Source organism: Paracoccus salipaludis, from assembly GCF_002287065.1.
Lineage (GTDB): Bacteria > Pseudomonadota > Alphaproteobacteria > Rhodobacterales > Rhodobacteraceae > Paracoccus > Paracoccus salipaludis.
This window is the reverse complement of sequence record NZ_NSJZ01000003.1, coordinates 95,255-117,981: the sequence shown is the minus strand read 5'-3', so window position 1 is coordinate 117,981 and position 22,727 is coordinate 95,255. Positions and strand designations below refer to the sequence as shown.

Below are 22,727 nucleotides of genomic sequence, written 5' to 3'. Positions count from 1 at the left end.
CGGGCGGGCCGGGGGTGTCAACCGCACCGCATTGAAGCGGGGCGGCGCGCTCGCCATATTGACCCAAAGCCTTTGCGAAAGGATTGCGCGATGACCACCTCTGGCAGCGGCCCCAGCCGCTTCTTCGACGACATGTCCCGGCTGATGACCAACGCCATGGGCGTGGCGCAGGGCGCGAAAAGCGAGGCGGAGACGGCCATGAAGGGCTGGGTGGACCGCTGGCTGGCCGACCGCAATCTGGTCACGCGCGAGGAATTCGAGGTCGTGCGCGAGATGGCGATCAAGGCCCGCAGCGAGAATGCCGAGCTGCGCGCGATGATCGCGGCCATGAGCGGCGGCACGCAGGCGACTGGCACCACGCAGGCGACGGGCACGGGCGCGACCGGCACGCAGCCGGGCGATGCCCCGCATGTCAGCGAGGCCGAGGCCCCGGCGGCCGACATGACGCCGCCCGATCTGGGCAATGTCGGCGGACCGGATGCGCCCCATGTCAGCGAGGTGGACGCGCCTGCAATCGACATGACCCCGCCGGACGAGACCGGCCCTGATCTTGACGAGCCTCACGTCAGCGAGGTCGAGGCGCCCCCCACCGACATGACCCCGCCCGACATGGGCTACACCGGCACGGATGCAGGTGCCAGCGAGGCCGAAGCGCCCACAACCGACATGAACGCCGGCAACAAGGCCTGAACCGCGGCGCCCTGCCCCCGTTCAAGGGGACGGGGCGTTACTGTCCGGGCACGACCCTCTGCCGCAGCGCGCCCGAGCGGTCGTACAGCAGGACCTCGCCCGCCTCCGTGACCACCACGGTCCAGTCACGGCCGAAGGTGACTGCCGCGGCACTGGCTCCCTCGGGCAAAGCCAGTTGCGGCGGCAGTTCCGGCAGCGGCGGCTGCGACAGCCGCACCCACAGGATCGCGGCCACCGCCACCATCCCCAGCCCCATCACCACGGCCAGCCCCGTGACCAGCCTGCGCAGCCAGGCAAGTTCGGGCACTTCCGCTAACGGCTTCCCTGCCCTATCATCCCGCGCCATGCCCGACCTCGTCCTGACCCTTCCGGCCGACCTCGCTGCGGCCGACGCCTCGCGGCTTGATAAGGCGCTGGCCGAGGCCGCGCCAGAGTCCGCCGCCCTGTCCCGCTCACGCATCGCCAAGCTGATCGCGGCGGGCGCGATCATGGGCCCGAACGGCCCCGTCACCGACGGCAAGGCGCGGCCCCTGCCGGGCGACTACGTCGTCACGCTGGGTGAGCCCGACCCCATCGATGCGCGTCCCGAGGACATCCCGCTGGACGTGGTCTATGAGGATGACAGCCTGATCGTCATCGACAAGCCTGCCGGCATGGTCGTCCATCCGGCGCCCGGCTCGCCCTCGGGGACGCTGGTGAACGCGCTTCTGGCCCATTGCGCGGGCAGCCTGTCGGGCATCGGCGGCGCGGCGCGGCCGGGGATCGTGCACCGCATCGACAAGGACACCTCGGGCCTGCTGGTCGTCGCCAAGACGGACCTGGCCCACCAGGCGCTGGCCCGCCAGTTCGAGGATCACTCGGCCGCCCGCCGCTATCTGGCGCTGGCGCACGGGACCATCGACCCGGCGGACCCCCGCCTGCGCGGTCTGCCCGGCGTCAGCTTCGAGCCGGGCAATGTCCTGAAGATCGCCACCCTGCTGGGCCGCCACCCGACCGACCGCCAGCGGCAGGCCGTCAGCCTCAGGCAGGGGCGGCACGCCGTCACCCGCGCGACCATGCTGGAAAGCTTCGGCACGCCCCCTACGGCCATGCTGGTCGAATGCCGCCTGGAAACCGGCCGCACCCACCAGATCCGCGTTCATCTGGCCCATTGCGGGCTGGGGTTGATCGGCGACCCGGTCTATGGCGGCGCGCGCCGGGCCTCGGCCCGCGCGCTTGGGGACGCGTCAGAGGCGGTCGCCGCCTTCCCCCGCCAGGCGCTGCACGCGGCGCATCTGGGCTTCGCCCATCCGGTGGACGGGCGCTGGCTCTCATTTGATAGTGAATTACCCCCCGACATGCAGGCCTTGCTGGACGCCCTGCGGGGAACCCCGGCGGTTGACGCGACGTTCCCCGGGTAACCCCGCCAGAGTCGCTGCACAGGAAAGGACAATGGCAAACTACGACAAGCTTCCCGCGCCCAGCCCGGAACAGGGCCTCAACCGCTACCTGCAGGAGATCCGCAAGTTTCCCCTGCTGGAACCGGAGGAGGAATACATGCTGGCCAAGGCCTGGGTCGATCACCAGGACGCCGAGGCCGCCCACAAGCTGGTGACCTCGCACCTGCGGCTGGCCGCCAAGATCGCCATGGGCTATCGCGGCTACGGCCTGCCGCAGGCCGAGGTGATTTCCGAGGCGAACGTCGGGCTGATGCAGGCGGTCAAGCGCTTTGACCCCGAAAAGGGCTTCCGCCTTGCCACCTATGCGATGTGGTGGATCCGCGCCTCGATCCAGGAATACATCCTGCGGTCCTGGAGCCTGGTGAAGATGGGCACCACCTCGGCCCAGAAGAAGCTGTTCTTCAACCTGCGCAAGGCCAAGGCCAAGCTGGGCGCGCTTGAGGAAGGCGACCTGCGGCCGGAAAACGTGCGCCAGATCGCCACCGACCTGAACGTGACCGAGCAGGAAGTGATCGAGATGAACCGCCGCCTGTCCGGTGGCGACGCATCCCTGAACGCGACCGTCGGTTCGGGCGAGGGCGAGTCGACCGCCCAGTGGCAGGACTGGCTTGAGGACACGAACGCCGACCAGGCCAGCCAGTATGCCGAGGAAGACGAGCTGGACACCCGCCGCTCGATGCTGACCGCCGCGATGGATGTGCTGAACGAGCGCGAGCGCGACATCCTGACCGAGCGCCGGTTGCGCGACGATCCCGTGACGCTTGAAGCCCTGTCGGAACGCTACGGCGTCTCGCGCGAGCGGATTCGGCAGATCGAGGTCCGCGCCTTCGAAAAGCTGCAGGACCGCATGCGCCGGCTGGCCAGCGAACGCGGCATCGAGATCGGCGCCGACTGAGGCAGCCGGCAGCTCGGCCCGAGGCGTGGCCGCGGCCGTTCCAGCCTTTCGCGCGGCGTCGGATGCGGGTGTTTGGCTGGCCGCAAGGGCCAAGCCGCGTCTTGTGCCTGCCACCCTGCGCTGCCTTGGGAAACAAGGGCGCGGGCGCCAGCCGTGCCGATCTTCCTGTCGGGTCTGGACGTAGTGCCATGAATCGGCACATTCTTGCCGAGACGCCGGGACAGTCGCCTGTTCCGGGCAAGGCTGGCGCAACCACACGGAAGGGCTTCCGCGATCGTGACGGCACTGACGCAGTTCCAGCGGCTCGAGGCGACCGGCGTGTGGCGGCCCAACTCCTCCGAGCGGCTGCGCGACGTCATCGTGTCGTTCGGGGATGCCACGCTGATCCTGCGCGATCCCCGGTCCGAGGAGCCCCTGACCCACTGGTCCCTTCCTGCCGTCACCCGCCTCAACCCCGGGCAGATGCCCGCGATCTTCGCCCCCGGCGATGCCGAACAGGACGAGGTGGTCGAGATCGACGACACCCTGATGATCCAGGCGATCGAGCGCGTGCACTCCGCCATTGCTGCCAGCCGTCCCCGGCCCGGTCGGCTGCGGGGCGCGCTGATCTGGACCTCGATTGGCGCGGCGGTGATCGCCGGAGTGATCTGGCTGCCCGATGCCGTGATCGCCCATGCCGCCCGGATCGCGCCGCCCGCGCAGAGAACCGCCGTCGGGTTGTCGATCCTTGCCGACATGCGGCAGGCGACCGGGGCGCCCTGCGACCGGGCGTCCGGCGCGGCGGTGCTGGACCGCCTGTCGGCGCGTCTTCTGGGACCTGACGGACGGATCGTGGTGCTGCCCGCGACGATGCGCGGTGCGCGCCCCCTGCCCGGCCGCATCGTGGTGATCGGTGACGACATGATCGCGGGCGAGCCCGGCCCGCAGGTCGCGGCGGGCCATGTGCTTGCGGCCGATCTGGCCGCCGCAGGGGCGGACCCGCTTCTTCAGGTGCTGCAGAAGGCGGGGCTGGCGGCGGCGGTGTCGATGCTGACCTCGGGGGAACTGGACGCACGCGCCATCGCCGGCCAGGGGACGGCCCTGCTGCTGCGCCCCGCCCCGCGTCCTGACGACAACGCTCTGCTGGACAAGATGCGCGAGGCGGGCGTGCCCAGCGCGCCCTATGCCCGCTCGCTCGATCCAAGCGGAGAAACGGTGCTTGCCCTTATCGAGGCCGACCCTTTCCGCGCCGTCGACCCGCCCGAGCCCCTGATGTCCGAGGGAGAGTGGGTGCAATTGCAGCAGGTCTGCTCTCGCTGAACGGCGCGGGTCCGTGAAGGCGGCGGGCGTCACGCAGCGGCAATGCGGGCGCAGCGGCCCTTGGGGGGCCTGTAACCCGGGGGCGATCCCAATCTGCCAGCGTCCTGCCTGTCCACGCAGCGTAGTGCCTCGGCCCGGCTGGCACGGCCGATCCGCACGGCAAGGCCCCTAGATTGCAGCACCTTCCCGTTCCGTTCCCGCAACCACAAGAACGACAGCCAGCCCTCGGGTCGAGAGCGCACGATTGCGGCCGCCGCACGCAAGGGGTCGTCGGGCGGCTGGCCGCGCCCTCATCCGCCTATCTTCGCGCGCGCAGATCACCATAGCCGGCGTGGCGGAGCCGCTCGATCATCCGCACGATCGCCTCTCGTCCCTTCAGCGGACCGACAAGGATCAGCTCGGCCCTGCCATCCTTCGCACGAGCCACGGGCACGCCCAACCGGGCCAGCTTGCCGGCAGTCGCTTGCGCCTGCCCGGCGTCGCGGAACGATCCGATCTGCACGAAGCGGGCTCCCGGCGGGACCATCCGCACGTCGTCCGGACTTGCAGCCTTCCCGGAGGCGGCTACCCGGTCCGTTCGGGAACCCCGGGCGACGGCCTTGGCCTCCTGCCTTTTCGCGCCCGGGTGCGCCAGATCGCTCTTCGTCGCACTGGCAGTCCTCGCCGTGGCGGCGCCACCCTTTCGGCCTGGTGAGATGTGGCTGAGCGAGGCAAGCGGGGCCGCGCTTCCGCACAAACCCAAGCTGGCGCCATCCGGTGCAGGCTGGCTTGCGCCGATCAGCGCGCAAAGCCTGTCGGTGCGGCCGGGCCCGGCCATCTGCTTGGAAAGCGCGGGTGCCTGTGCGATCACTGCGCCGATCTGCAGCGGATCCGAGGTCAGTTCGCCTCGCGGCTGGTCCGCAACGACCGGCAGCGCAGCGGAGTTTGCAACCGCTTCTGCCGGTGTCTTCCCCGCCTTGCCCTCAGGACCGGTGAGTTCCGCAGCCTGAAGATTGGGGATGATGGCCTGCGTCAGGTCGCGCTCGATACGGGCCGCAGGGGGCAGTTCGGGCCGGGGAAACAGCGCCGGTTCGCTTTCCGGCCCGGTGCGCCGCGCGGAAAGCGTGGGCGGATAGCCGCACACCGCCGCGCCGTCGCGGTCCACCCGGCCGTTCCAGCCCCCGTCTGTCCGGACAAAGACGCAGCCTGCCGAATCGATGTACTGGCCTGCGGTAAAATCGGGCGGAGGCGTTTCTGCCGGACGCAGGGCCGGCGACAGCTCGCTGGCCGGAACCTCGACATGCCGCATCCCCTCGCCCGGCTGGCCTGCTTCGGCGGGCACCGTCACGCTTGCCAGCGCCGCAAGGGCAGCCACGGCCGCCAGCAGCAGCGAAAACCCCGAAACGCCCATGCCCGACCCCTTCGATTCGGTTCTTCCCGGGGTCGGATCTACAGGACCGGGCGCTAAGCCCCGGTTAACGGGCGGTCACTTCGTGCCGAACATCCGATCGCCCGCGTCGCCCAGGCCCGGCACGATATAGCCCTGCTCGTCCAGCTTTTCGTCCAGTGAGGCGGTATAGACCGGGACGTCGGGATGCGCCTCCTGCATCCGCGCCACGCCCTCGGGCGCGGCCAGAAGGCACAGGAAGCAGATGTTCCGCGCGCCGCCGGCCTTGAGAAGGTCGATCGCCGCAACCGCGCTGTTGCCCGTGGCCAGCATCGGATCCACGACGATCACCATGCGCGCATCGAGGTCGTTGGGCACCTTGGCGTAATACTGCACGGGCTGAAGCGTGTCGGGATCGCGGTAAAGGCCCAGGAAGCCCACGCGTGCCGCCGGGATCAGTTCCAGGATCCCGTCCAGCAGCCCGTTGCCCGCCCGCAGGATCGAGATCAGCGCGAGCTTCTTTCCTTCAAGCACGGGCGCGTCCATCTCGCACAGCGGCGTCTGGATGCGGGTGGTAGTCAGTTCAAGGTCGCGCGTGACCTCATAGGCCAGAAGCAGGCTGATCTCGCGCAGGAGGCGGCGGAAGCTGTTGGTCGAGGTCACGTGGTTGCGCATGATCGTCAGCTTGTGCTGCACCAGCGGGTGATCGACGATCGTGAGGTTGGGAAACTGGGTCATCGGAGGTCCGGAGTTCAGGGGCGGTTCAGTCTTTGGAAGGGATTTCATGCGATGACCATGGGGCATGGACGCGAATCAGCAGGCAGGAGGATGCAACAAGGTTCAACGGCGATCCCCCAGCCTTTCCGTCCTCAGCCCATATGGCCGACCTCGAAGCGACCCGGCAGCAGCTCGGCTACCGTTGTGGCCAGGGTCTCGCCGTCCACGGTCGCCAGCAGGACGGGGGTTTCGCCGCGGGCGAACTCGGCCAGCTTCTGGCGGCAGCCGCCGCAGGGGGGCGTCGGGCGGGCGCTGCCGGCGATCACGCAGACCTCGGTGATCTCGGTTTCGCCCGCCGCCACCATGGCCGCGATGGCGCCGGCCTCGGCGCAGGTGCCCTCGGGATAGGCCACGTTCTCGACGTTGCAGCCGGCGTAGATCGCGCCCGAGGCGCCGCGCACCGCCGCGCCGACCTTGAAGCCGGAATAAGGGGCATAGGCGGCCTCTCGCACGCGGCGGGCGGCGTCGATCAGGGACATGGGGCACCTTCGGGCAGTTTGCGGCATAATCCGCCCCGCGGCGGACCTGCGCAACCCTGCGCTTTTCGTCAGGCGCAAAGCTTGAGGACCGCCGCTTGTGACGCCGCGTCGCCGCGACTAGGACGAAAGGGCGAACTTACGGGAGGCAGGGCATGGAAGATCGGCGGCAGGACAATGCGCGGCAGGCGGCGCTGCGGTATCACGAGCTTCCGCGGCCCGGCAAGCTCGAGATCCGGGCAACGAAGCCCCTGGCGAACGGACGCGACCTCAGCCTCGCCTATTCGCCGGGCGTGGCCGAGGCCTGCCTCGAGATCCAGGCCGATCCGGCCTGCGCGGCGCGCTATACGGCACGCGGCAACTTGGTGGCGGTCGTGTCGAACGGGACGGCGGTGCTGGGTCTGGGCAACATCGGCGCACGCGCCTCCAAGCCGGTGATGGAGGGCAAGGCGGTCCTTTTCAAGAAGTTCGCCAACATCGACTGCTTCGACATCGAGGTGGACGAGACCGATCCGGTGAAGCTGGCCGCCATCGTCCGCGCACTGGAACCCACCTTCGGCGCGATCAACCTTGAGGACATCAAGGCCCCTGAGTGTTTCGTGGTGGAAAAGCTCTGCCGCGAATCGATGAACATCCCCGTCTTCCACGACGACCAGCACGGCACCGCCATCGTCGTGGGCGCGGCCGCCACCAACGCGCTGCGGGTGACGGGCCGGCGGTTCGAGGACATCAAGGTCGTGTCCACCGGCGGGGGCGCGGCAGGCATCGCCTGCCTCAACATGCTGCTGAAGCTGGGCGTCAGGCGCGAGAACATCTGGCTCTGCGACATCCACGGGCTGGTCCACGAGGGCCGCAACGAGGACATGAATCCGCAGAAGGCCGCCTTTGCGCAGGCCACCGACCTGCGGACACTCGGCGAAGTGATCGACGGAGCGGACCTGTTCCTCGGCCTGTCCGGCCCCGGCGTGCTGAAACCCGAGATGGTGGCGCGCATGGCCCGCCGCCCCATCGTCTTCGCGCTGGCGAACCCCACGCCCGAGATCCTGCCCGAGGAGGTGCGCGAAGCCGCGCCCGACGCGCTGATCGCCACGGGGCGCAGCGACTATCCCAACCAGGTCAACAACGTCCTCTGCTTCCCCTTCATCTTCCGCGGGGCGCTGGACGTGGGCGCGACCGAGATCAACGACGCCATGCAGCTGGCCTGCATCGAGGGGATCGCGGCGCTCGCCCGCGCCACCACCAGCGCCGAGGCCGCCGCCGCCTATCGCGGCGAGACGCTGACCTTCGGGCCGAACTACCTGATCCCCAAGCCCTTCGACCCGCGCCTGATGGGGGTGGTCGCCACCGCCGTCGCCCGCGCCGCGATGGAATCGGGCGTGGCGACCCGGCCGCTGGCCGACATCCATGCCTACAAGCGGCACCTCGACGGCTCGGTCTTCCGCTCGGCCCTCATCATGCGCCCGGTCTTCGAGGCCTCGGCCACCGCCGCGCGCCGCATCGTCTTCGCCGAAGGCGAGGACGAGCGCGTCCTGCGCGCCGCGAACGCCATGCTGGAGGACACCAACGACGTGCCGATCCTCATCGGCCGCCCCGAGGTGATCGAGATGCGGGCCGAACGGGCGGGCCTGCCCATCCGCCCGAACGTCGATTTCGAGATCGTGAACCCCGAGGACGATCCCCGCTACCGCGAGTATTGGGAAACCTACCACTCGCTGATGGCGCGGCGCGGCGTGACGCCCGACATCGCCCGCGCGATCATGCGCACCAACACCACCGCCATCGGCGCGGTGATGGTCCATCGGAACGAGGCCGACAGCCTGATCTGCGGCTGCTTCGGGCAGTACACGTGGCACCTGCGCTATGTGCGCGAGATCCTGGCGCGGGGCGGGCTGCACCCGGTGGGCGCCCTGTCCATGATGATCCAGGAAGAAGGCCCCCTGTTCATCGCGGACACCCAGGTCCACCACGACCCGACGCCGGCCGAGGTCGCGGAAACCGCCCTGGGCTGCGCGCGCCATGTCCGCCGCTTCGGCCTCGTGCCGCGCATCGCGCTTTGCAGCCATTCCCAGTTCGGCAACCTCGACACCGACTCGGGCCGCAAGATGCGCCAGGCGATGGACATCCTGGCCGAGCGCGAGGTCGATTTCGTCTACGACGGCGAGATGCACGTGGACGCCGCCCTGGACCCTGCGGTGCGCGCCCGGCTGATGCCCCGGTCCCGCCTGGGGGACGAACCCGCGAACGTGCTGGTCTTCGCGGGCACCGACGCGGCCTCGGCGGTGCGCAACATCCTCAAGACCCGCGCACAGGGGCTTGAGGTCGGGCCGATCCTGATGGGGATGGGCAACAAGGCGCATATCGTCACGCCCTCGATCACGGCGCGCGGTCTGCTGAACATCAGCGCACTGGCCGGGACGCCCGTCACCCATTACGGCTGAGGCGATTCGCCCCGTGCCGGGTGGGTTTTTGCAAAGATCGGCGGGCCTTGCACGGCCCGCCGCAAAAGCTGCCGGAGGTTTGCAAAGCCCGAGGCTCCTTGGCTGAGGCAATCCGCCACATGAGCGGGGCCTTCCGGCCAATCCTGTTGATCTGCCCGTGCCCTCGCTTCTAGGAGTTACGCAGAACGTCGAGGGGGAGAGACGGGCATGGGCTACCAGGACATCTACGCCGCGTGGAAGAACGATCCCGAGGGCTTCTGGATGAAGGCCGCTCAGGACATCGATTGGGTCAAACCTCCCAGCCGGGCCTATTTCGACCAGGGCCCCGCAGGCGAGTGGTTCGCCGACGCTCTGGTCAACGCCTGCTGGAACGCCGTGGACCGCCATGTCGAGGCGGGCCGGGGCGATCAGTTGGCCATCATCCATGACAGCCCTATCACCCATTCCTATCGCGGCATCACCTATCGCGAGTTGCGCGACCGGGTGGCCCGCCTTGCCGGCGCCCTGCGCGACAAGGGCGTCGGCAAGGGCGACCGCGTCATCATCTACATGCCGATGGTGCCCGAGGCGCTGGAGGCGATGCTGGCCTGCTCGCGCCTGGGCGCAATCCACTCGGTCGTCTTCGGCGGCTTCGCCGCGCACGAACTGGCGGTCCGCATCGACGACTGCACCCCCAAGGCGATCATCGCGGCCTCCTGCGGTCTGGAGCCGGGCCGCGTGGTCCACTACAAGCCGCTGCTGGACCGCGCGATCGAGGAAGCGACGCACAAGCCCGAGTTCTGCGTGATCTTCCAGCGCGAGCAGGAGGTGGCCGAGCTGATCGAGGGCCGCGACTACGCCTGGCACAGCTTCCAGTATGGCGTGGAACCGGCGGACTGCGTCCCGGTCGAGGGCAACCACCCGCATTACATCCTGTATACCTCGGGCACGACCGGCCAGCCCAAGGGCGTCATCCGCCACACGGCGGGCCATATCGTCGCGTTGAACTGGACGATGAAGAACATCTACGGGATCAACGCGGGGGATGTCTTCTGGGCGGCGTCCGACGTGGGCTGGGTCGTGGGCCACAGCTACATCTGCTACGGTCCCCTGCTGGCGGGCGCGACGACCATCGTCTTCGAGGGCAAGCCCGTGGGCACCCCCGACCCCGGCATCTTCGGCCGCATCATCCAGAACCACAAGGTCAAGGTCTTCTTCACCGCGCCGACGGCCATCCGCGCCGTCAAGCGCGAGGACCCGGCCTGCCTGTATATCCGCGACTACAGCCTCAAGTCGCTGCGGGCCGTGTTCCTTGCGGGCGAACGGGCGGACCCCGACACGGTGCAATGGGTGGAACAGAACCTCAACGTGCCTGTCATCGACCACTGGTGGCAGACGGAAACGGGCTGGGCCATCGCCGCGAACCCCTTCGGGATCGAGAGCCTGCTGGTCAAATACGGCAGCCCCTCGGTGCCGATGCCCGGCTACGACGTGCAGGTTCTGGACGAGGCGGGCCATCCCGTGCCGCCCGGCACGCTGGGCGCGGTTGCGGTCAAGCTGCCCCTGCCCCCCGGCACGCTGCCGACGCTGTGGAAGGCGGACGAGCGGTTCCGCAAGTCCTACCTGACGAACTTCCCCGGCTATTATGAAACCGGCGACGCGGGCTACATCGACGAGGACGGATACCTTTACATCATGGCCCGCACCGACGACGTCATCAACGTCGCGGGGCACCGCCTGTCCACCGGCGCGATGGAGGAGGTGCTGTCCTCGCACCCCGCCGTCGCGGAATGCGCCGTGATCGGCGTGGCGGACCCGCTGAAGGGCCAGACCCCGCTGGGGTTCCTGTGCCTGAAGAAAGGCGTCGAGATCGGTCCCGAGCAGATCGGCCGCGAGGTCGTGCAGATGGTCCGCGACCGCATCGGCCCGGTTGCCGCCTTCCGCAACACGGTCGTGGTGGACCGCCTGCCCAAGACCCGATCCGGTAAGATCCTGCGCGCGACCATGGCCAAGATCGCGGATGGCGAGGAGTTCAAGATGCCCGCCACCATCGACGACCCCGCGATCCTGGACGAGATCCGCGAGGCGCTGCACAAGGCCGGCCACATGGCGGCGACCGCCTGAGTTGACAGGCGAAGGGGCCGCCCCTTGCCGCGGCGGCCCCGCGGCTTTCGGGCGAATGGCGCCCGAAAACCGGCAGGCGCTCGGACTTCAGCCGATCCGTGCGCCCAGCCGCGTCATCAGCGGCACGAAGTCCGGGAAGCTCGTCGCGATCGGTCCCGCGTCATCCACGCTGATCGGCTGGTCCGAGGCAAGGCCCGCGACCAGGAAGGACATGGCGATGCGGTGATCGAGATGCGTGGCGCAGGCCGCCCCGCCTGCAAGCCCGCCCGTGCCGTGGACCGTCAGGCTGTCGCGCGTTTCCTCGACGCGGGCGCCGTTCGCTTCCAGTCCCCGCGCCATCGCGTCGATGCGGTCGCTTTCCTTGACGCGCAACTCGGCCACACCGTTCATCACGGTGGTCCCTTCCGCAAAGGCGGCGACGACGGACAGGATCGGGAACTCGTCGATCATGCTGGCGGCGCGCTCGGCGGGAACGGTCACGCCGCGCAGGGGGCCATGGCGCACGATCAGGTCGGCCACCGGCTCGCCACCCTCCTCGCGCTGGTTTTCCCAAGTCAGGTCGGCGCCCATCTCCTCGAGCGTGACATAAAGCCCGTTGCGGGTCGGGTTGCGGCTGACGCCGGGCACGCGGATCTCGGACCCCGGCACGATCAGGGCAGCGGCGACCGGGAAGGCGGCCGAGCTTGGGTCGCGCGGCACGGCGACCGCGCAGGGACGCAGCTCGGGCCGGCCGGTCAGGGTGATGACGCGGCCCTCGGCGGTCACCTCGGTGGTCACGGTCGCCCCGAAGCCCGCGAGCATCCGCTCGGTATGGTCGCGGGTCGGCTCGGACTCGATCACCACCGTCTGGCCCGGCGCATTGAGGCCCGCCAGCAGCACCGCCGACTTGATCTGGGCGCTGGCCACGGGGGTGCGATAAAGCACCGGCACCGGGTCCGCCGCGCCCCGGATCGTCACGGGCAGCAGCCCGCCCTCGCGCGCGGTGACCTGCGCGCCGAACAGCTCCAGCGGGTCTGTGATGCGCCGCATGGGACGGCGCGACAGGCTCGGATCGCCGGTGAAGGTCGCGGTGACGGGCGTCGTCGCCATCGCGCCCATGATCAGGCGGACGCCCGTGCCCGAGTTGCCGCAGTCGATCACGCCCTCGGGCTCGGCAAAGCCGCCGACGCCCACACCATGGACGATCCACTCGCCCTCGCTCACGCGCTGCACCTGCGCGCCGAAGGCCTGCATCGCCTTGGCCGTGTCCAGCACGTCCTGCCCTTCCAGCAGGCCCGTGATGCGCGTCTCGCCCACGGCCAGCGCGCCCAGGATCAGCGCGCGGTGGCTGACGGACTTGTCGCCGGGCACCTGCGCCTCGCCCTTCAGCGGGCCCGAGCGTCGGGCGGACATCGGCAGGGGTTCGGCGCTGTGCGACATGGGGCTCTCCTTCAACCGGGCGGGACCTTAGCGCGGGGTGCGCGGCCCTGCCATCTTCTGTGCGAAAATATCCCCGCCCGAGGCGCGGACGGCGTCAGCGTCGGAAGGTGGCGTAATGCGGCACGCGGCCCTCGCGCAGGGCCTTCTGCTCGTAGCGGGTGGAGTGCCAGTCGTCCCACGGCTCCGGCCCCTCGTGGACAAGGGTGAAGCCGGCCTTCGGGACCTCCTCCAGTGCCTGGCGCATGTAGTCGGGGATGTCGGTCGCGACGCGGAACTCGGCGCCGGGGGCCATGATGCGGTGCAGCGGGATCAGATGCTCGGGGGTGACGAAGCGGCGGCGGTGGTGGCGCGCCTTGGGCCAGGGATCGGGATAGTTGAGAAAGGCCTTGCTGATCGAGGCGTCGGGCAGCACGTCCATGAGGTCGCGCGCGTCGCCCGGATGGACGCTGAGGTTGGACACGCCCGCCGCCCGGATCTTGCCCAGCAGCATGGCGACGCCGTTGATGAAGGGCTCGCAGCCGATGATGCCGATCCCGGGGTAACGGGCCGCCATGGCGACCATGTGCTCGCCGCCGCCGAAGCCGACCTCGAGCCAGACGAGACGGGCGTCGCCGAAGATCGCGGCGGGGTCGATCGGGGAGCGGTCCGGGTTCTCCTCGACCGTGATGCCACGCGGGCGCAGGCTGCCCAGGTCCTCGGACAGGTAGCCCTTCTGGCTTTGGCGCAGGGTCTTGCCGTGGCGCCGGCCGTAGAAGTTGCGGTGCGTGGGTGCGGGATCGAACTCGGTCATGCGAGGGCGATGCCAAGGCGGCGTCGGAAGGTCAAGCGGCAAGGCCGGACGGGGGCGCTGCCCCCGCCGCGCTGCGCGCGCCCCCGGGATATTTTCCCGAAGAAGAAGACAGGGCGCCGGGATGCGGCGCCCTGCTGTCAATCGGCGGCTAGGCGGCTGATGATGACCTTGACCTCGGGCTTCTTGCCGATCTCCTCCATCGAGACTTGGCGGACGATGCGGCGGATGCCTTCGTCCAGCTTCTTGTCGTCCATCACCGTGGCGTCGTCCACGCGGTCGAGGTAGTCGGCAAGTTCGCTTTCGATGTGGCGCGAAAGCGGCACGCCGGCGCGGCCATGCGCGGCCAGGCCCATGGTTTCCACCCAGGCGTCCGGCAGGACCTCGTCGTTCTCGTCCACGATGACGGACACGGTCGCGTGGCCGTTCAGCGCCATGCGGATGCGGTCGCGCACCACGCCGTCCATCGCCCCGATCAGCACGTTGCCATCCAGGTAGATGCGGCCGGTCTCAACCTCGTCCACCACGCGGGGACGGTCGCCGGCCAGGTCGATCATGGTGCCGTTCGTCACGATCTCGGAGATCATGCCCTTGGCCTTGGCCAGCTTGGCGTGTTCGCGCAGGTGCATGTGCTCGCCATGCATGGGGATCACGATACGGGGCTTGAGCAGGTCATGGACCGCTTCCAGGTCGGGGCGGTTGGCGTGGCCCGAGACGTGATAAAGGCCCGCGTCGGCATCGAACACGTTCACGCCCAGGCGGCTGAGGTTGTTCATGATGCGTCCGACCGGGCGCTCGTTCCCCGGGATCGTGCGGCTGGAGAAAAGGAAGCTGTCGCCTTCCTTCAGCTGGATGCCCAGATAGCGGCCCATCGAAAGCTGCATGGACGCCGCGCGGCGTTCGCCCTGGCTGCCGGTGACGATCAGCAACACCTTGTCGCGCGGCAGGTCGGCGGCTTCCTCGGGTCCGATCACGCGGGGGAAGTCGCGCAGGATGCCGGTTTCCACGGCGGCCGTCACCATCTTGCGCATGGCCCGGCCCAGCAGGCAGACCTGCCGCCCGGCCGCCGTCCCGGCATCCGCCAGGGTCTTGAGCCGCGCGATGTTGGAGGCGAAGGTCGTCGCCACCACCATCTGCTTCTGCGTCACGACCCAGTCCAGCAGCGGGTTCGCCAGCACGGCCTCGGACCGGCCGGGATGGGTACTGAAGACGTTGGTCGAATCGCACATCAGCGCCGTGATCGGTGTTTCGCCCGCGATCTCGTGCCACAGGATCGGATCGAAGGCCTCGCCCACGACGGGGGTGCCGTCCAGCTTGAAGTCGCCGGAATGGACGATACGGCCCGCGGGCGTGTCGATGATCAGCGCCGCGCTTTCGGGGATCGAGTGGCTCACGGGCACGAACTGGACGCGGAAGGGTCCGGCCTCGACCACCTCGGGGCGGGCGCTCACGATGCGCAGCTTGTCGACGGGCTGGCCCGCTTCCTCCATCTTCATGCGCGCGAGCGCACCCGTGAAGCGGCGGGTATAGACCGGCGCGCGCAGGCGGTTCCACAACAGGCCCAGGGCGCTGACGTGATCCTCGTGCCCGTGGGTGATGAAGATGGCCTCCAGCCTGTCTCGGTTGTCCTCCAGCCAGCGGACATCGGGCATGATGAGGTCGATGCCCGGCGCGCTGTCCATGTCGCCGAAGGTCACGCCCAGGTCGACAAGGATCAGGCGTTCCCGACCCGGCTGGCCATAGCCGTAAACATAGGCGTTCATGCCGATTTCGCCCGCGCCGCCCAGCGGCAGATAGATCAGGCGTTCAGACATTGCCCATCTCCTTGTTGTAATCGTGGATGAGCCGCAGCCCGTGCATTGTCAGATCGTCGTCCCAGCGGTCGAACAGATCCTCGATCTGGTCGAACAGCGCGGCCAGCCCTCCGGTTGCAATCACCTTCATCGGACGGCCGCGTTCGGCGGCGATGCGCGCGCAGATCTCGCGCACGAGACCCGCGTAGCCCCAGAAGACGCCGGACTGGATGCATTCGACGGTGTTCGTGCCGATGACCTGCGCGGGCCGGGAAATGTCGACATGCGGCAGCGAGGCCGCGCCCATGTGCAGGGCTTCCAGCGACAGGTTCACGCCGGGCGAGATCACGCCGCCGACATAGGCGCCGTCATCGCCGACCACGTCGAAGGTCGTGGCGGTGCCGAAATCGACCACCACGAGGTCCGGGCCGTAGCGGTCGAAGGCCGCCCAGGTGTTCACGATGCGGTCGGGCCCGACCACGGTGCCGGCATCGACCCGCGGGGGGGCGGGCAGCAGGCAGTCGGGTTTGCCCACGACCAGCGGCCGGGTGTCGAAATAGCGGTTGCAGAGGACGCGCAGGTTGAACACCACGCGCGGCACGGTCGAGCTGATGATGCAGCCGTCCACCGCGACGTCGAGCTTGCTCAGCGACATCAGCGAGCGCAGCCAGACGAAATATTCGTCGGCGGTGCGGCGATGGTCGGTGGCGATGCGCCAGTGGGACAGGAAGCGCTCGCCGTCCCAGATCGAGAACAGCGTGTTGGTGTTGCCGGTGTCGATGCAGAGCAGCATCAGGCGACCTCGTCGAAGAAGACCTCGGCAGCGGGGATGACCTCGCGTCCGGCGGCGGTGGTCAGGAGAAGGGCGCCGGTGTCGTCGATCCCCTCGAACCGCCCGGTGCGGCTGGCGGTCCCGGTCCGCGCCGTGATCGTCTGGCCCAGCCGCGCGGCGCGGGCCGTCCAGGCCGTGCGGATCGGGCCGAAGCCGAAGGTGGCAAGCTGCTGCTGCCAGCGCGCGAAGGCGGGGGCGAGCAGGTCCAGGAACTCCTCGGGCGCAACGGCATGGCCGGTTTCGCCCAGGACCGAGACGGGCGGCACCGCGCCGGATTCCAGCGCGGCGGGATCGGGGGCCGCGGCAAGGTTGACGCCGATGCCCACGGCCAGCAGGGTCACGTCGCGCCCCTGCCCCGCGCTTTCCAGCAGGATGCCCGCGACCTTGCCGCCGTTCAGCAGGACATCGTTCGGCCACTTGATCGCAAGCCGGGCGGCGGGACCGCAGACGGCCGACAGCGCCTCGTGCAGCGCAAGGGCCGCGACAAAGCTGTAAAGGGACACGTCGGCAGGCGAGCCCTGCGGGCGCAGCGACAGGGTGGCGGCGAAGTTGCCCGGGGGCATGGACCAGGACCGGCCACGGCGACCGCGTCCGGCGTCCTGCCGGTGCGTCATGATCCAGACGGGCCCTGCCAGCGACGTGCCGAGGCGGACCGCCTCGGCATTCGTGCTGTCGGTCTGCTCAAGGATCAGGCGGCCCACGCCCTGCGGCCAGGACGCCGACGGCGGCAGGCTGGACTCAGTCAACGGGTGCAGTCGCGACGGCGACCGGGTCCGGGATGACGACGGAGTTCTCGCCGACCAGCGACAGCGCCGCGCGCTCGGCCGCGGCCTCGGTGCCGAACAGGGTGAAGGCCCCGATGATCATCGCGGCGGCCGAGCCCATCAGCGCAAGCCACTGCGCGCCGCCCATCCGGCTTTCGACCGGGGTGTCGCGCTGAGTGCCGAAGTACATGTAGTAGACGATCCGCAGGTAATAATAGGCGCCGATCACCGAGGCGATCACGCCCAGCACGGACAGCCAGCCCATCTGCACGTCCACGGCGGCCTTCAGGACGCCGAACTTGGCGAAGAAGCCCAGCATCGGCGGCACGCCCGTCAGGCTGAACAGCAGCACGGTCATGGCCAGCGCCTTCAGCGGCTCGGCCCGCGCCAGCAGGTTCAGGTCGTCGATGGCGGTGACCGGACGGCCGTTGCGTTCCATCGACAGGATGAAGGCAAAGGTGCCGACGTTCATGACCGCATAGACGGCCATGTAGATCAGCGTGGACTGGACGCCGAAGACGGTGCCCGCCGCAAGCCCGATCAGGGCGAAGCCGACATGGGCGATCGAGGAATAGGCCATCAGGCGCTTGATGTCGCGCTGCCCGATCCCGGCGATCGAGCCCAGGAACATCGACAGCACCGCCATCACCGCGATCACCTGCGTCCACTCGCCCGGCACGCCGCCGAAGGCGCCCCACATCAGCCGGGCGATCATCGCCATGGCGGCCACCTTGGGGGCGGTGGCGAAGAAGGCCGTCACCGGGGTGGGTGAACCCTCGTAAACGTCGGGCGTCCACATGTGGAAGGGCACCGCCGAGACCTTGAAGGCCAGACCCACCAGCAGGAACACGAGGCCGAAGAGCAGGCCGACCGACAGCCGGTCGGTCGTGATCGCCTGCATCACCGCCGCGAGGTTGGTCGTCCCGGCATAGCCATAGACCAGCGAGGCGCCGTAAAGCAGCATCCCCGAGCTGAGCGAGCCGAGCACGAAGTACTTCAGCCCCGCCTCGGACGAGCGCGCGCTTTCGCGCCGCATGGCCGCGACCACGTAAAGCGCCATCGATTGCAGCTCGAGCCCCATGTAGAGCGTCAGCAGGTCGCCGGCCGAGACCATGACCATCATGCCGATCACCGCCAGCACCACCAGCACCGGCAGCTCGAAGCGCATCAGTCCGTGACGGGTCAGGTAGGCCGCGCTCATGGCGAGGACGGCGGCGGCGGACAGCAGGATCGTCACCTTGGCGAAGCGGGCGAAGGCATCGTCGATGAACATGCCGAAGAAGGCCTGCGAATCCGCGCGCACGCCCCAGCCGATGGCGACGGCCGCAGCCAGCAGGGCGATCACCGACAGCCACAGCACGGGGCCGGCCACCCGGTCCTTGCCGAAGAAGGCGCCGAACATCAGCGCGACCAGCGCAAAGATCGACAGCGCCACCTCGGGCATGAGGGTGTAAAGGTCCAGAGACGTCATCATGACGGAATGCCCCTTAGTGGCCGTCTGCGGGCGCGGCAGCGACCTGGGTCGCGGCGTCAGCGGCAGGCAGGCTGGCGTGATAGTCGTTCAGAAGGGCGGCAACCGAGGGCCCGGTGATGTCGGTGACGGCCCGCGGATAGACGCCCAAGAGGATCGTCATGGCGATCAGAGGCACGAAGATCCAGCGCTCGCGCGGGGTCATCTCGGTGATGGACCGCAAGCCGGCGCGGACCAGCTGCCCCAGCGTGACGCGGCGGTACAGCCACAGCGCATAGGCGGCCGAAAGGATCACGCCCGAGGTCGCGACAAAGGCCACCCAGGTGTTGACGCGGAAGGCGGCCATGAGCGTCAGGAACTCGCCCACGAAGCCCGAGGTGCCGGGCAGGCCCACGTTCGCCATGGTGAAGAACAGGAAGATCAGGGCGTAGATCGGCATCCGGTTCACGAGGCCGCCATAGGCGTCGATCTCGCGCGTGTGCATCCGGTCGTAGATCACGCCGACCAGAAGGAACAGCGCGCCCGAGATGAAGCCGTGCGACAGCATCTGGAAGATCGCGCCCTGCACGCCCTGCTCGCTGGCCGCGAAGGTGCCAAGCGTCACGAAGCCCATGTGCGCGACCGAGGAATAGGCGATCAGCTTCTTCATGTCGGACTGCGCCAGCGCGACAAGGCTGGTGTAGACGATGGCGATGGCCGACAGCCAGAAGATCGGGCCCTGCGCGATGGCCGAGGCTTCGGGGAACATCGGCAGCGAGAAGCGCAGGAAGCCGTAGCCCCCCATCTTCAGCAGCACCGCCGCCAGCAGCACCGAGGCCGCGGTCGGCGCCTGCACGTGCGCATCGGGCAGCCAGGTGTGGACCGGCCACATCGGCATCTTGACCGCGAAGCTGGCGAAGAAGGCGAGGAACAGCAGCATCTGCGTGCCGCCCGCCAGGCTCCACCCGAAGATGGTGAACGGATCGCTCGGGAAGTCGAAGCCCAGCAGCGTCGGGATGTCGGTGGTGCCCGCCATGCGGTACATCACGATCATCGCGATCAGCATGAAGACCGACCCGAGGAAGGTATAAAGGAAGAACTTGAAGGCCGCGTAGATGCGGTCCTTGCCGCCCCAGATCCCGATGATCAGGAACATGGGGATCAGCCCTGCCTCGAAGAACAGGTAGAACAGCACCAGGTCCAGCGCGACGAAGACGCCGATCATCAGCCCTTCCAGCACCAGGAAGGCGATCATGTAGTCCTTGGCGCGGTCGGTCATCTCCCAGGTGGAGAGGATCACCAGCGGCATCAGGAAGGTCGTCAGCATCACGAAAAGGATCGAGATGCCGTCCACGCCCAGCTTGTAGCGCAGGCCCATGATCCAGGGCTGGTCTTCCACGAACTGGAAGGCCGTGTTCTGCGGGTCGAAGCCCGCCAGCACCACGCAGGAGACCGCGAAGGTGGCCACAGTTGCCACCACCGCCAGCCACTTGGCGTTGCGGGCCGCGCCCTCGTCCTCGCCACGCAGGAACAGCGCGAGGATCAGCGCCGCGACGATCGGCAGGAAGGTGATGATCGAAAGAAGCGGATAGGTCGTCATCTCAGCTCATGCTCCGCGCCATCACCCAGATCAGCAGGGCGACGAGGCCCAGCACCATCCCGAAGGCGTAGTGGAAAAGGTAGCCCGACTGCACGCGGCCGGCGAAGCGGGTCATGCGCGGGATCAGGCCCATCGCCAAGCCGTTGATCGCGCCGTCGATGGTGCGGCGGTCGCCCCCCTGCCACAGCGCGCGGCCGATCCAGCGGGCGGGACGCACGAAGACCGCGTCATACAGCTCGTCGAAATACCACTTGTTCAGCAGGAAGCGGTACAGCGGGCGCTGCGTCTCGGCCAGACGGGCGGGCGCGGCCGGGTTGCGGATGTACATCGCCCAGGCAAGGCCGAGGCCGATCAGCATGGCGATGAAGGGCGAGACCTTCACCCAGGCGGGCGAGTGGTGCGCCTCGTCCATCACGTGGTTGTCGGGGTGCATGTAGATCGCGCCTCCGACCGGGGCGGCGACGGCGGCATGGGCCTCGCCCTCGCCCTCTGCGGCGGCGGGTGCCGGGGCGTGATCGGCGGGCTCGGCCGTCTCGGCGGGCGCGGTGGCGTGGTCGGCCGGTTCCGTGCCGTGGTCCGCCGCGGCGGCCACATGGGGCATGTGGAAGAACTGGCTGACGCGGTCGTGGTCGCCGAAGAAGGGCGCATACCAGATCATGCCCGCGAAGATCGCGCCGAGGCCCAGCACCCCCAGGGGCACCAGCATCACGGACGGGCTTTCATGCGCGTGCTCGTAGGCGTGCAAGCCGTCGTGGTGATCATGGCCGTGATGGCCGTGGCCGTGGTGGTCATGGTCGCCGTGGCCATGCGCGACCGGCTCGGCGGCGGCGGCGGTCTGGATCTCTTCCTCTTCCTTGATGGCGGGATCCCAGACCTTCTGCGGGCGCGGCTCGCCCCAGAAGGTCAGGAACATCAGCCGCCAGGAATAGAAGCTGGTGAAGCAGGCGGCGATGACCAGCAGCCAGAAGGCATAAGCGTTGCCCGAGGCATAGGCGCTTTCGATCACGGCGTCCTTGGACAGGAAGCCCGCGAAGCCGATGGTGGTCAGCGGGATGCCGACGCCGGTGATGGCCAGGGTGCCGACCAGCATGGCGTAGAAGGTGTAGGGGATCTTCTTCCGCAGCCCGCCGTAGTTCCGCAGATCCTGCTCATGGTGCATCGCGTGGATGACCGAGCCCGCGCCGAGGAACAGCATGGCCTTGAAGAAGGCATGCGTGAACAGGTGGAACATCGCCACCGAATAGACGCCGACGCCCGCCGCCACGAACATGTAGCCCAGCTGCGAACAGGTCGAATAGGCGATCACGCGCTTGATGTCGTTCTGCACCAGGCCCACGGTCGCCGCAAAGAAGGCGGTGGCCGAGCCGATCAGCACGATGAACTGCTTGGCCTCGGGCGCGAACTCATACAGCGGCGACATCCGGCAGACGAGGAACACGCCCGCCGTCACCATGGTCGCGGCATGGATCAGGGCGGACACCGGCGTCGGACCCTCCATCGCGTCGGGCAGCCAGGTGTGCAGGCCGAGCTGCGCGGACTTGCCCATCGCACCGATGAACAGCAGCACGCCTAGCAGGTTCGCGGCGTTCCACGAGGTCCAGAGGAACGGCACCTCGGTCGTGGCGAGGGTCGGAACCTGTGCGAAGATCTCGTCGAAGCGGATCGAGCCGGTCAGCCACCAGAGCCCGAAGATCCCCAGCAGGAAGCCGAAGTCGCCCACGCGGTTGACGATGAAGGCCTTCATCTGCGCGTCCAAGGCGCTCGGTTTCTTGTAGTAGAAGCCGATCAGCAGGTACGAGGCGAGGCCCACACCCTCCCACCCGAAGAACATCTGCAGCAGGTTGTCGGCCGTCACCAGCGCTAGCATGGTGAAGGTGAAGAAGGACAGATAGGCGAAGAAGCGCGCCTTGTAGGGCTCGTCCTCGGTCCAGTTGTCGTCATGGGCCATGTAGCCCATCGAATACAGGTGCACGAGCGCAGAAACGGTCGTCACCACGATCAGCATGATCAGCGTCAGCCGGTCGATGCGGATCGCCCATTCGGCGGCAAAGTCGCCCGCCGTGATCCAGTCCATCAGGTGGACCTTGTAGGGCTGCCCGTCGAAGCCGAAGAACAGCGTCCAGCTGAGCGCGGCGCAGATGAACAGGACGCCCGTGGTCAGGATCTGCGCGCCGCGTTCGGAAATCACCCGCCAGCCGAAACCCGCGACGATCGCGGCAACCAGGGGGGCAAGAAGGATGAACTGTTCCATTGTCGCCTCAGCCCTTCATCACGTTGGCGTCTTCGACCTCGATGGTGCCGCGGTTGCGGAAGAACACCACGAGGATGGCCAGGCCGATCGCCGCCTCGGCCGCGGCGACCGTCAGCACGAACATGGTGAAGACCTGCCCCGCGAGATCGCCCAGATGCGCCGAGAAGGCGACGAAGTTGATGTTGGCCGACAACAGGATCAGCTCGATCGACATCAGGATGACGATGACGTTCTTGCGGTTCACGAAGATGCCGAACACGCCGGTGACGAACAGGATCGCCCCCACGACCAGGTAATGTGTCAGTCCGATCATCTGCCTTCGTCCCTTCCGGTTCGTGGGTCCGGTCT

General features: G+C 68.5%; 18 protein-coding genes and 1 pseudogene. 6 read left to right on the top strand and 13 right to left on the bottom strand.

The features are described 5' to 3' along the window. Positions 1–90: 90 nt before the first annotated feature. Positions 91–330 (top strand): annotated as a pseudogene (locus CK240_RS19165) (accessory factor UbiK family protein); the annotation flags it as partial. 397 nt (positions 331–727) lie between these two features. On the opposite strand, the gene CK240_RS05590 reads toward CK240_RS19165, so the two are convergent. Continuing rightward, complete coding sequence (locus CK240_RS05590) at positions 728–997, bottom strand: DUF6476 family protein (protein ID WP_338048955.1); 270 nt, start codon at positions 995–997, stop codon at positions 728–730. 37 nt (positions 998–1,034) lie between these two features. On the opposite strand from CK240_RS05590, the gene CK240_RS05585 reads away from it, so the two are divergent. From CK240_RS05585 to CK240_RS05575, 3 genes are all read left to right on the top strand, one after another. Next, positions 1,035–2,090 carry an RluA family pseudouridine synthase gene (locus CK240_RS05585; protein WP_095639353.1) on the top strand — a complete coding sequence of 352 codons (1,056 nt, stop codon included), beginning with the start codon at positions 1,035–1,037 and terminating at the stop codon, positions 2,088–2,090. A 31-nt stretch (positions 2,091–2,121) separates the two neighbouring features. Continuing rightward, positions 2,122–3,024 (top strand): RNA polymerase sigma factor RpoH, encoded by a 903-nt coding sequence (rpoH, locus tag CK240_RS05580; protein ID WP_095639352.1) that lies wholly within the window; start codon positions 2,122–2,124, stop codon positions 3,022–3,024. A 276-nt stretch (positions 3,025–3,300) separates the two neighbouring features. After that, positions 3,301–4,323, top strand: a complete 1,023-nt coding sequence (locus CK240_RS05575) for a hypothetical protein (RefSeq protein WP_095639351.1) — start codon at positions 3,301–3,303, stop codon at positions 4,321–4,323. Positions 4,324–4,621: 298 nt separating this feature from the next. On the opposite strand, the gene CK240_RS05570 is transcribed toward CK240_RS05575, so the two are convergent. From CK240_RS05570 to CK240_RS05560, 3 genes are all read right to left on the bottom strand, one after another. After that, a complete protein-coding gene (locus tag CK240_RS05570) occupies positions 4,622–5,713 on the bottom strand; it encodes an SPOR domain-containing protein (RefSeq protein WP_095639350.1) in 1,092 nt (363 codons plus the stop codon). Between the two features lie 75 nt (positions 5,714–5,788). After that, positions 5,789–6,427: a uracil phosphoribosyltransferase gene (gene upp / locus CK240_RS05565; RefSeq protein WP_095639349.1), complete on the bottom strand. Its 639-nt coding sequence runs from the start codon at positions 6,425–6,427 to the stop codon at positions 5,789–5,791. Between the two features lie 131 nt (positions 6,428–6,558). Next, complete coding sequence (locus CK240_RS05560) at positions 6,559–6,945, bottom strand: cytidine deaminase (protein ID WP_167649973.1); 387 nt, start codon at positions 6,943–6,945, stop codon at positions 6,559–6,561. 152 nt (positions 6,946–7,097) lie between these two features. On the opposite strand from CK240_RS05560, the gene CK240_RS05555 reads away from it, so the two are divergent. Both CK240_RS05555 and CK240_RS05550 read left to right on the top strand, forming a co-directional pair. After that, positions 7,098–9,380, top strand: coding sequence for an NADP-dependent malic enzyme (locus tag CK240_RS05555; protein WP_095639347.1), 2,283 nt, complete (start codon positions 7,098–7,100; stop codon positions 9,378–9,380). Positions 9,381–9,587: 207 nt separating this feature from the next. Beyond that, positions 9,588–11,483 (top strand): propionyl-CoA synthetase, encoded by a 1,896-nt coding sequence (locus CK240_RS05550; RefSeq protein ID WP_095639346.1) that lies wholly within the window; start codon positions 9,588–9,590, stop codon positions 11,481–11,483. Positions 11,484–11,570: 87 nt separating this feature from the next. Here CK240_RS05550 and aroA read toward each other — a convergent pair whose 3' ends face one another. The 9 genes from aroA to nuoK form a co-directional block, all read right to left on the bottom strand. Then, positions 11,571–12,902 (bottom strand): 3-phosphoshikimate 1-carboxyvinyltransferase, encoded by a 1,332-nt coding sequence (aroA, locus tag CK240_RS05545; protein WP_095639345.1) that lies wholly within the window; start codon positions 12,900–12,902, stop codon positions 11,571–11,573. A gap of 94 nt (positions 12,903–12,996) precedes the next feature. Beyond that, the gene (trmB, locus tag CK240_RS05540; RefSeq protein WP_095639344.1) at positions 12,997–13,692 is read right to left on the bottom strand and encodes a tRNA (guanine(46)-N(7))-methyltransferase TrmB; all 696 of its coding nucleotides are present in this window, start codon (positions 13,690–13,692) and stop codon (positions 12,997–12,999) included. Between the two features lie 137 nt (positions 13,693–13,829). Beyond that, positions 13,830–15,503 (bottom strand): ribonuclease J, encoded by a 1,674-nt coding sequence (locus tag CK240_RS05535; RefSeq protein ID WP_095639343.1) that lies wholly within the window; start codon positions 15,501–15,503, stop codon positions 13,830–13,832. Next, positions 15,496–16,275, bottom strand: a complete 780-nt coding sequence (locus CK240_RS05530) for a type III pantothenate kinase (protein ID WP_095639342.1) — start codon at positions 16,273–16,275, stop codon at positions 15,496–15,498. The genes CK240_RS05535 and CK240_RS05530 overlap by 8 nt, the downstream gene beginning before the upstream one ends. After that, positions 16,275–17,015, bottom strand: a complete 741-nt coding sequence (locus CK240_RS05525; protein WP_240517301.1) for a biotin--[acetyl-CoA-carboxylase] ligase — start codon at positions 17,013–17,015, stop codon at positions 16,275–16,277. The genes CK240_RS05530 and CK240_RS05525 overlap by 1 nt, the downstream gene beginning before the upstream one ends. A 37-nt stretch (positions 17,016–17,052) precedes the next feature. Next, positions 17,053–18,549, bottom strand: coding sequence for an NADH-quinone oxidoreductase subunit NuoN (gene nuoN / locus CK240_RS05520; protein ID WP_095639508.1), 1,497 nt, complete (start codon positions 18,547–18,549; stop codon positions 17,053–17,055). Positions 18,550–18,565: 16 nt separating this feature from the next. After that, positions 18,566–20,128, bottom strand: a complete 1,563-nt coding sequence (locus tag CK240_RS05515; RefSeq protein ID WP_095639341.1) for an NADH-quinone oxidoreductase subunit M — start codon at positions 20,126–20,128, stop codon at positions 18,566–18,568. A gap of 1 nt (position 20,129) precedes the next feature. After that, positions 20,130–22,379, bottom strand: a complete 2,250-nt coding sequence (gene nuoL, locus CK240_RS05510; RefSeq protein ID WP_095639340.1) for an NADH-quinone oxidoreductase subunit L — start codon at positions 22,377–22,379, stop codon at positions 20,130–20,132. Positions 22,380–22,386: 7 nt separating this feature from the next. Next, the gene (nuoK, locus tag CK240_RS05505; RefSeq protein WP_090755614.1) at positions 22,387–22,692 is read right to left on the bottom strand and encodes an NADH-quinone oxidoreductase subunit NuoK; all 306 of its coding nucleotides are present in this window, start codon (positions 22,690–22,692) and stop codon (positions 22,387–22,389) included. Between the last annotated feature and the right edge of the window lie 35 nt (positions 22,693–22,727).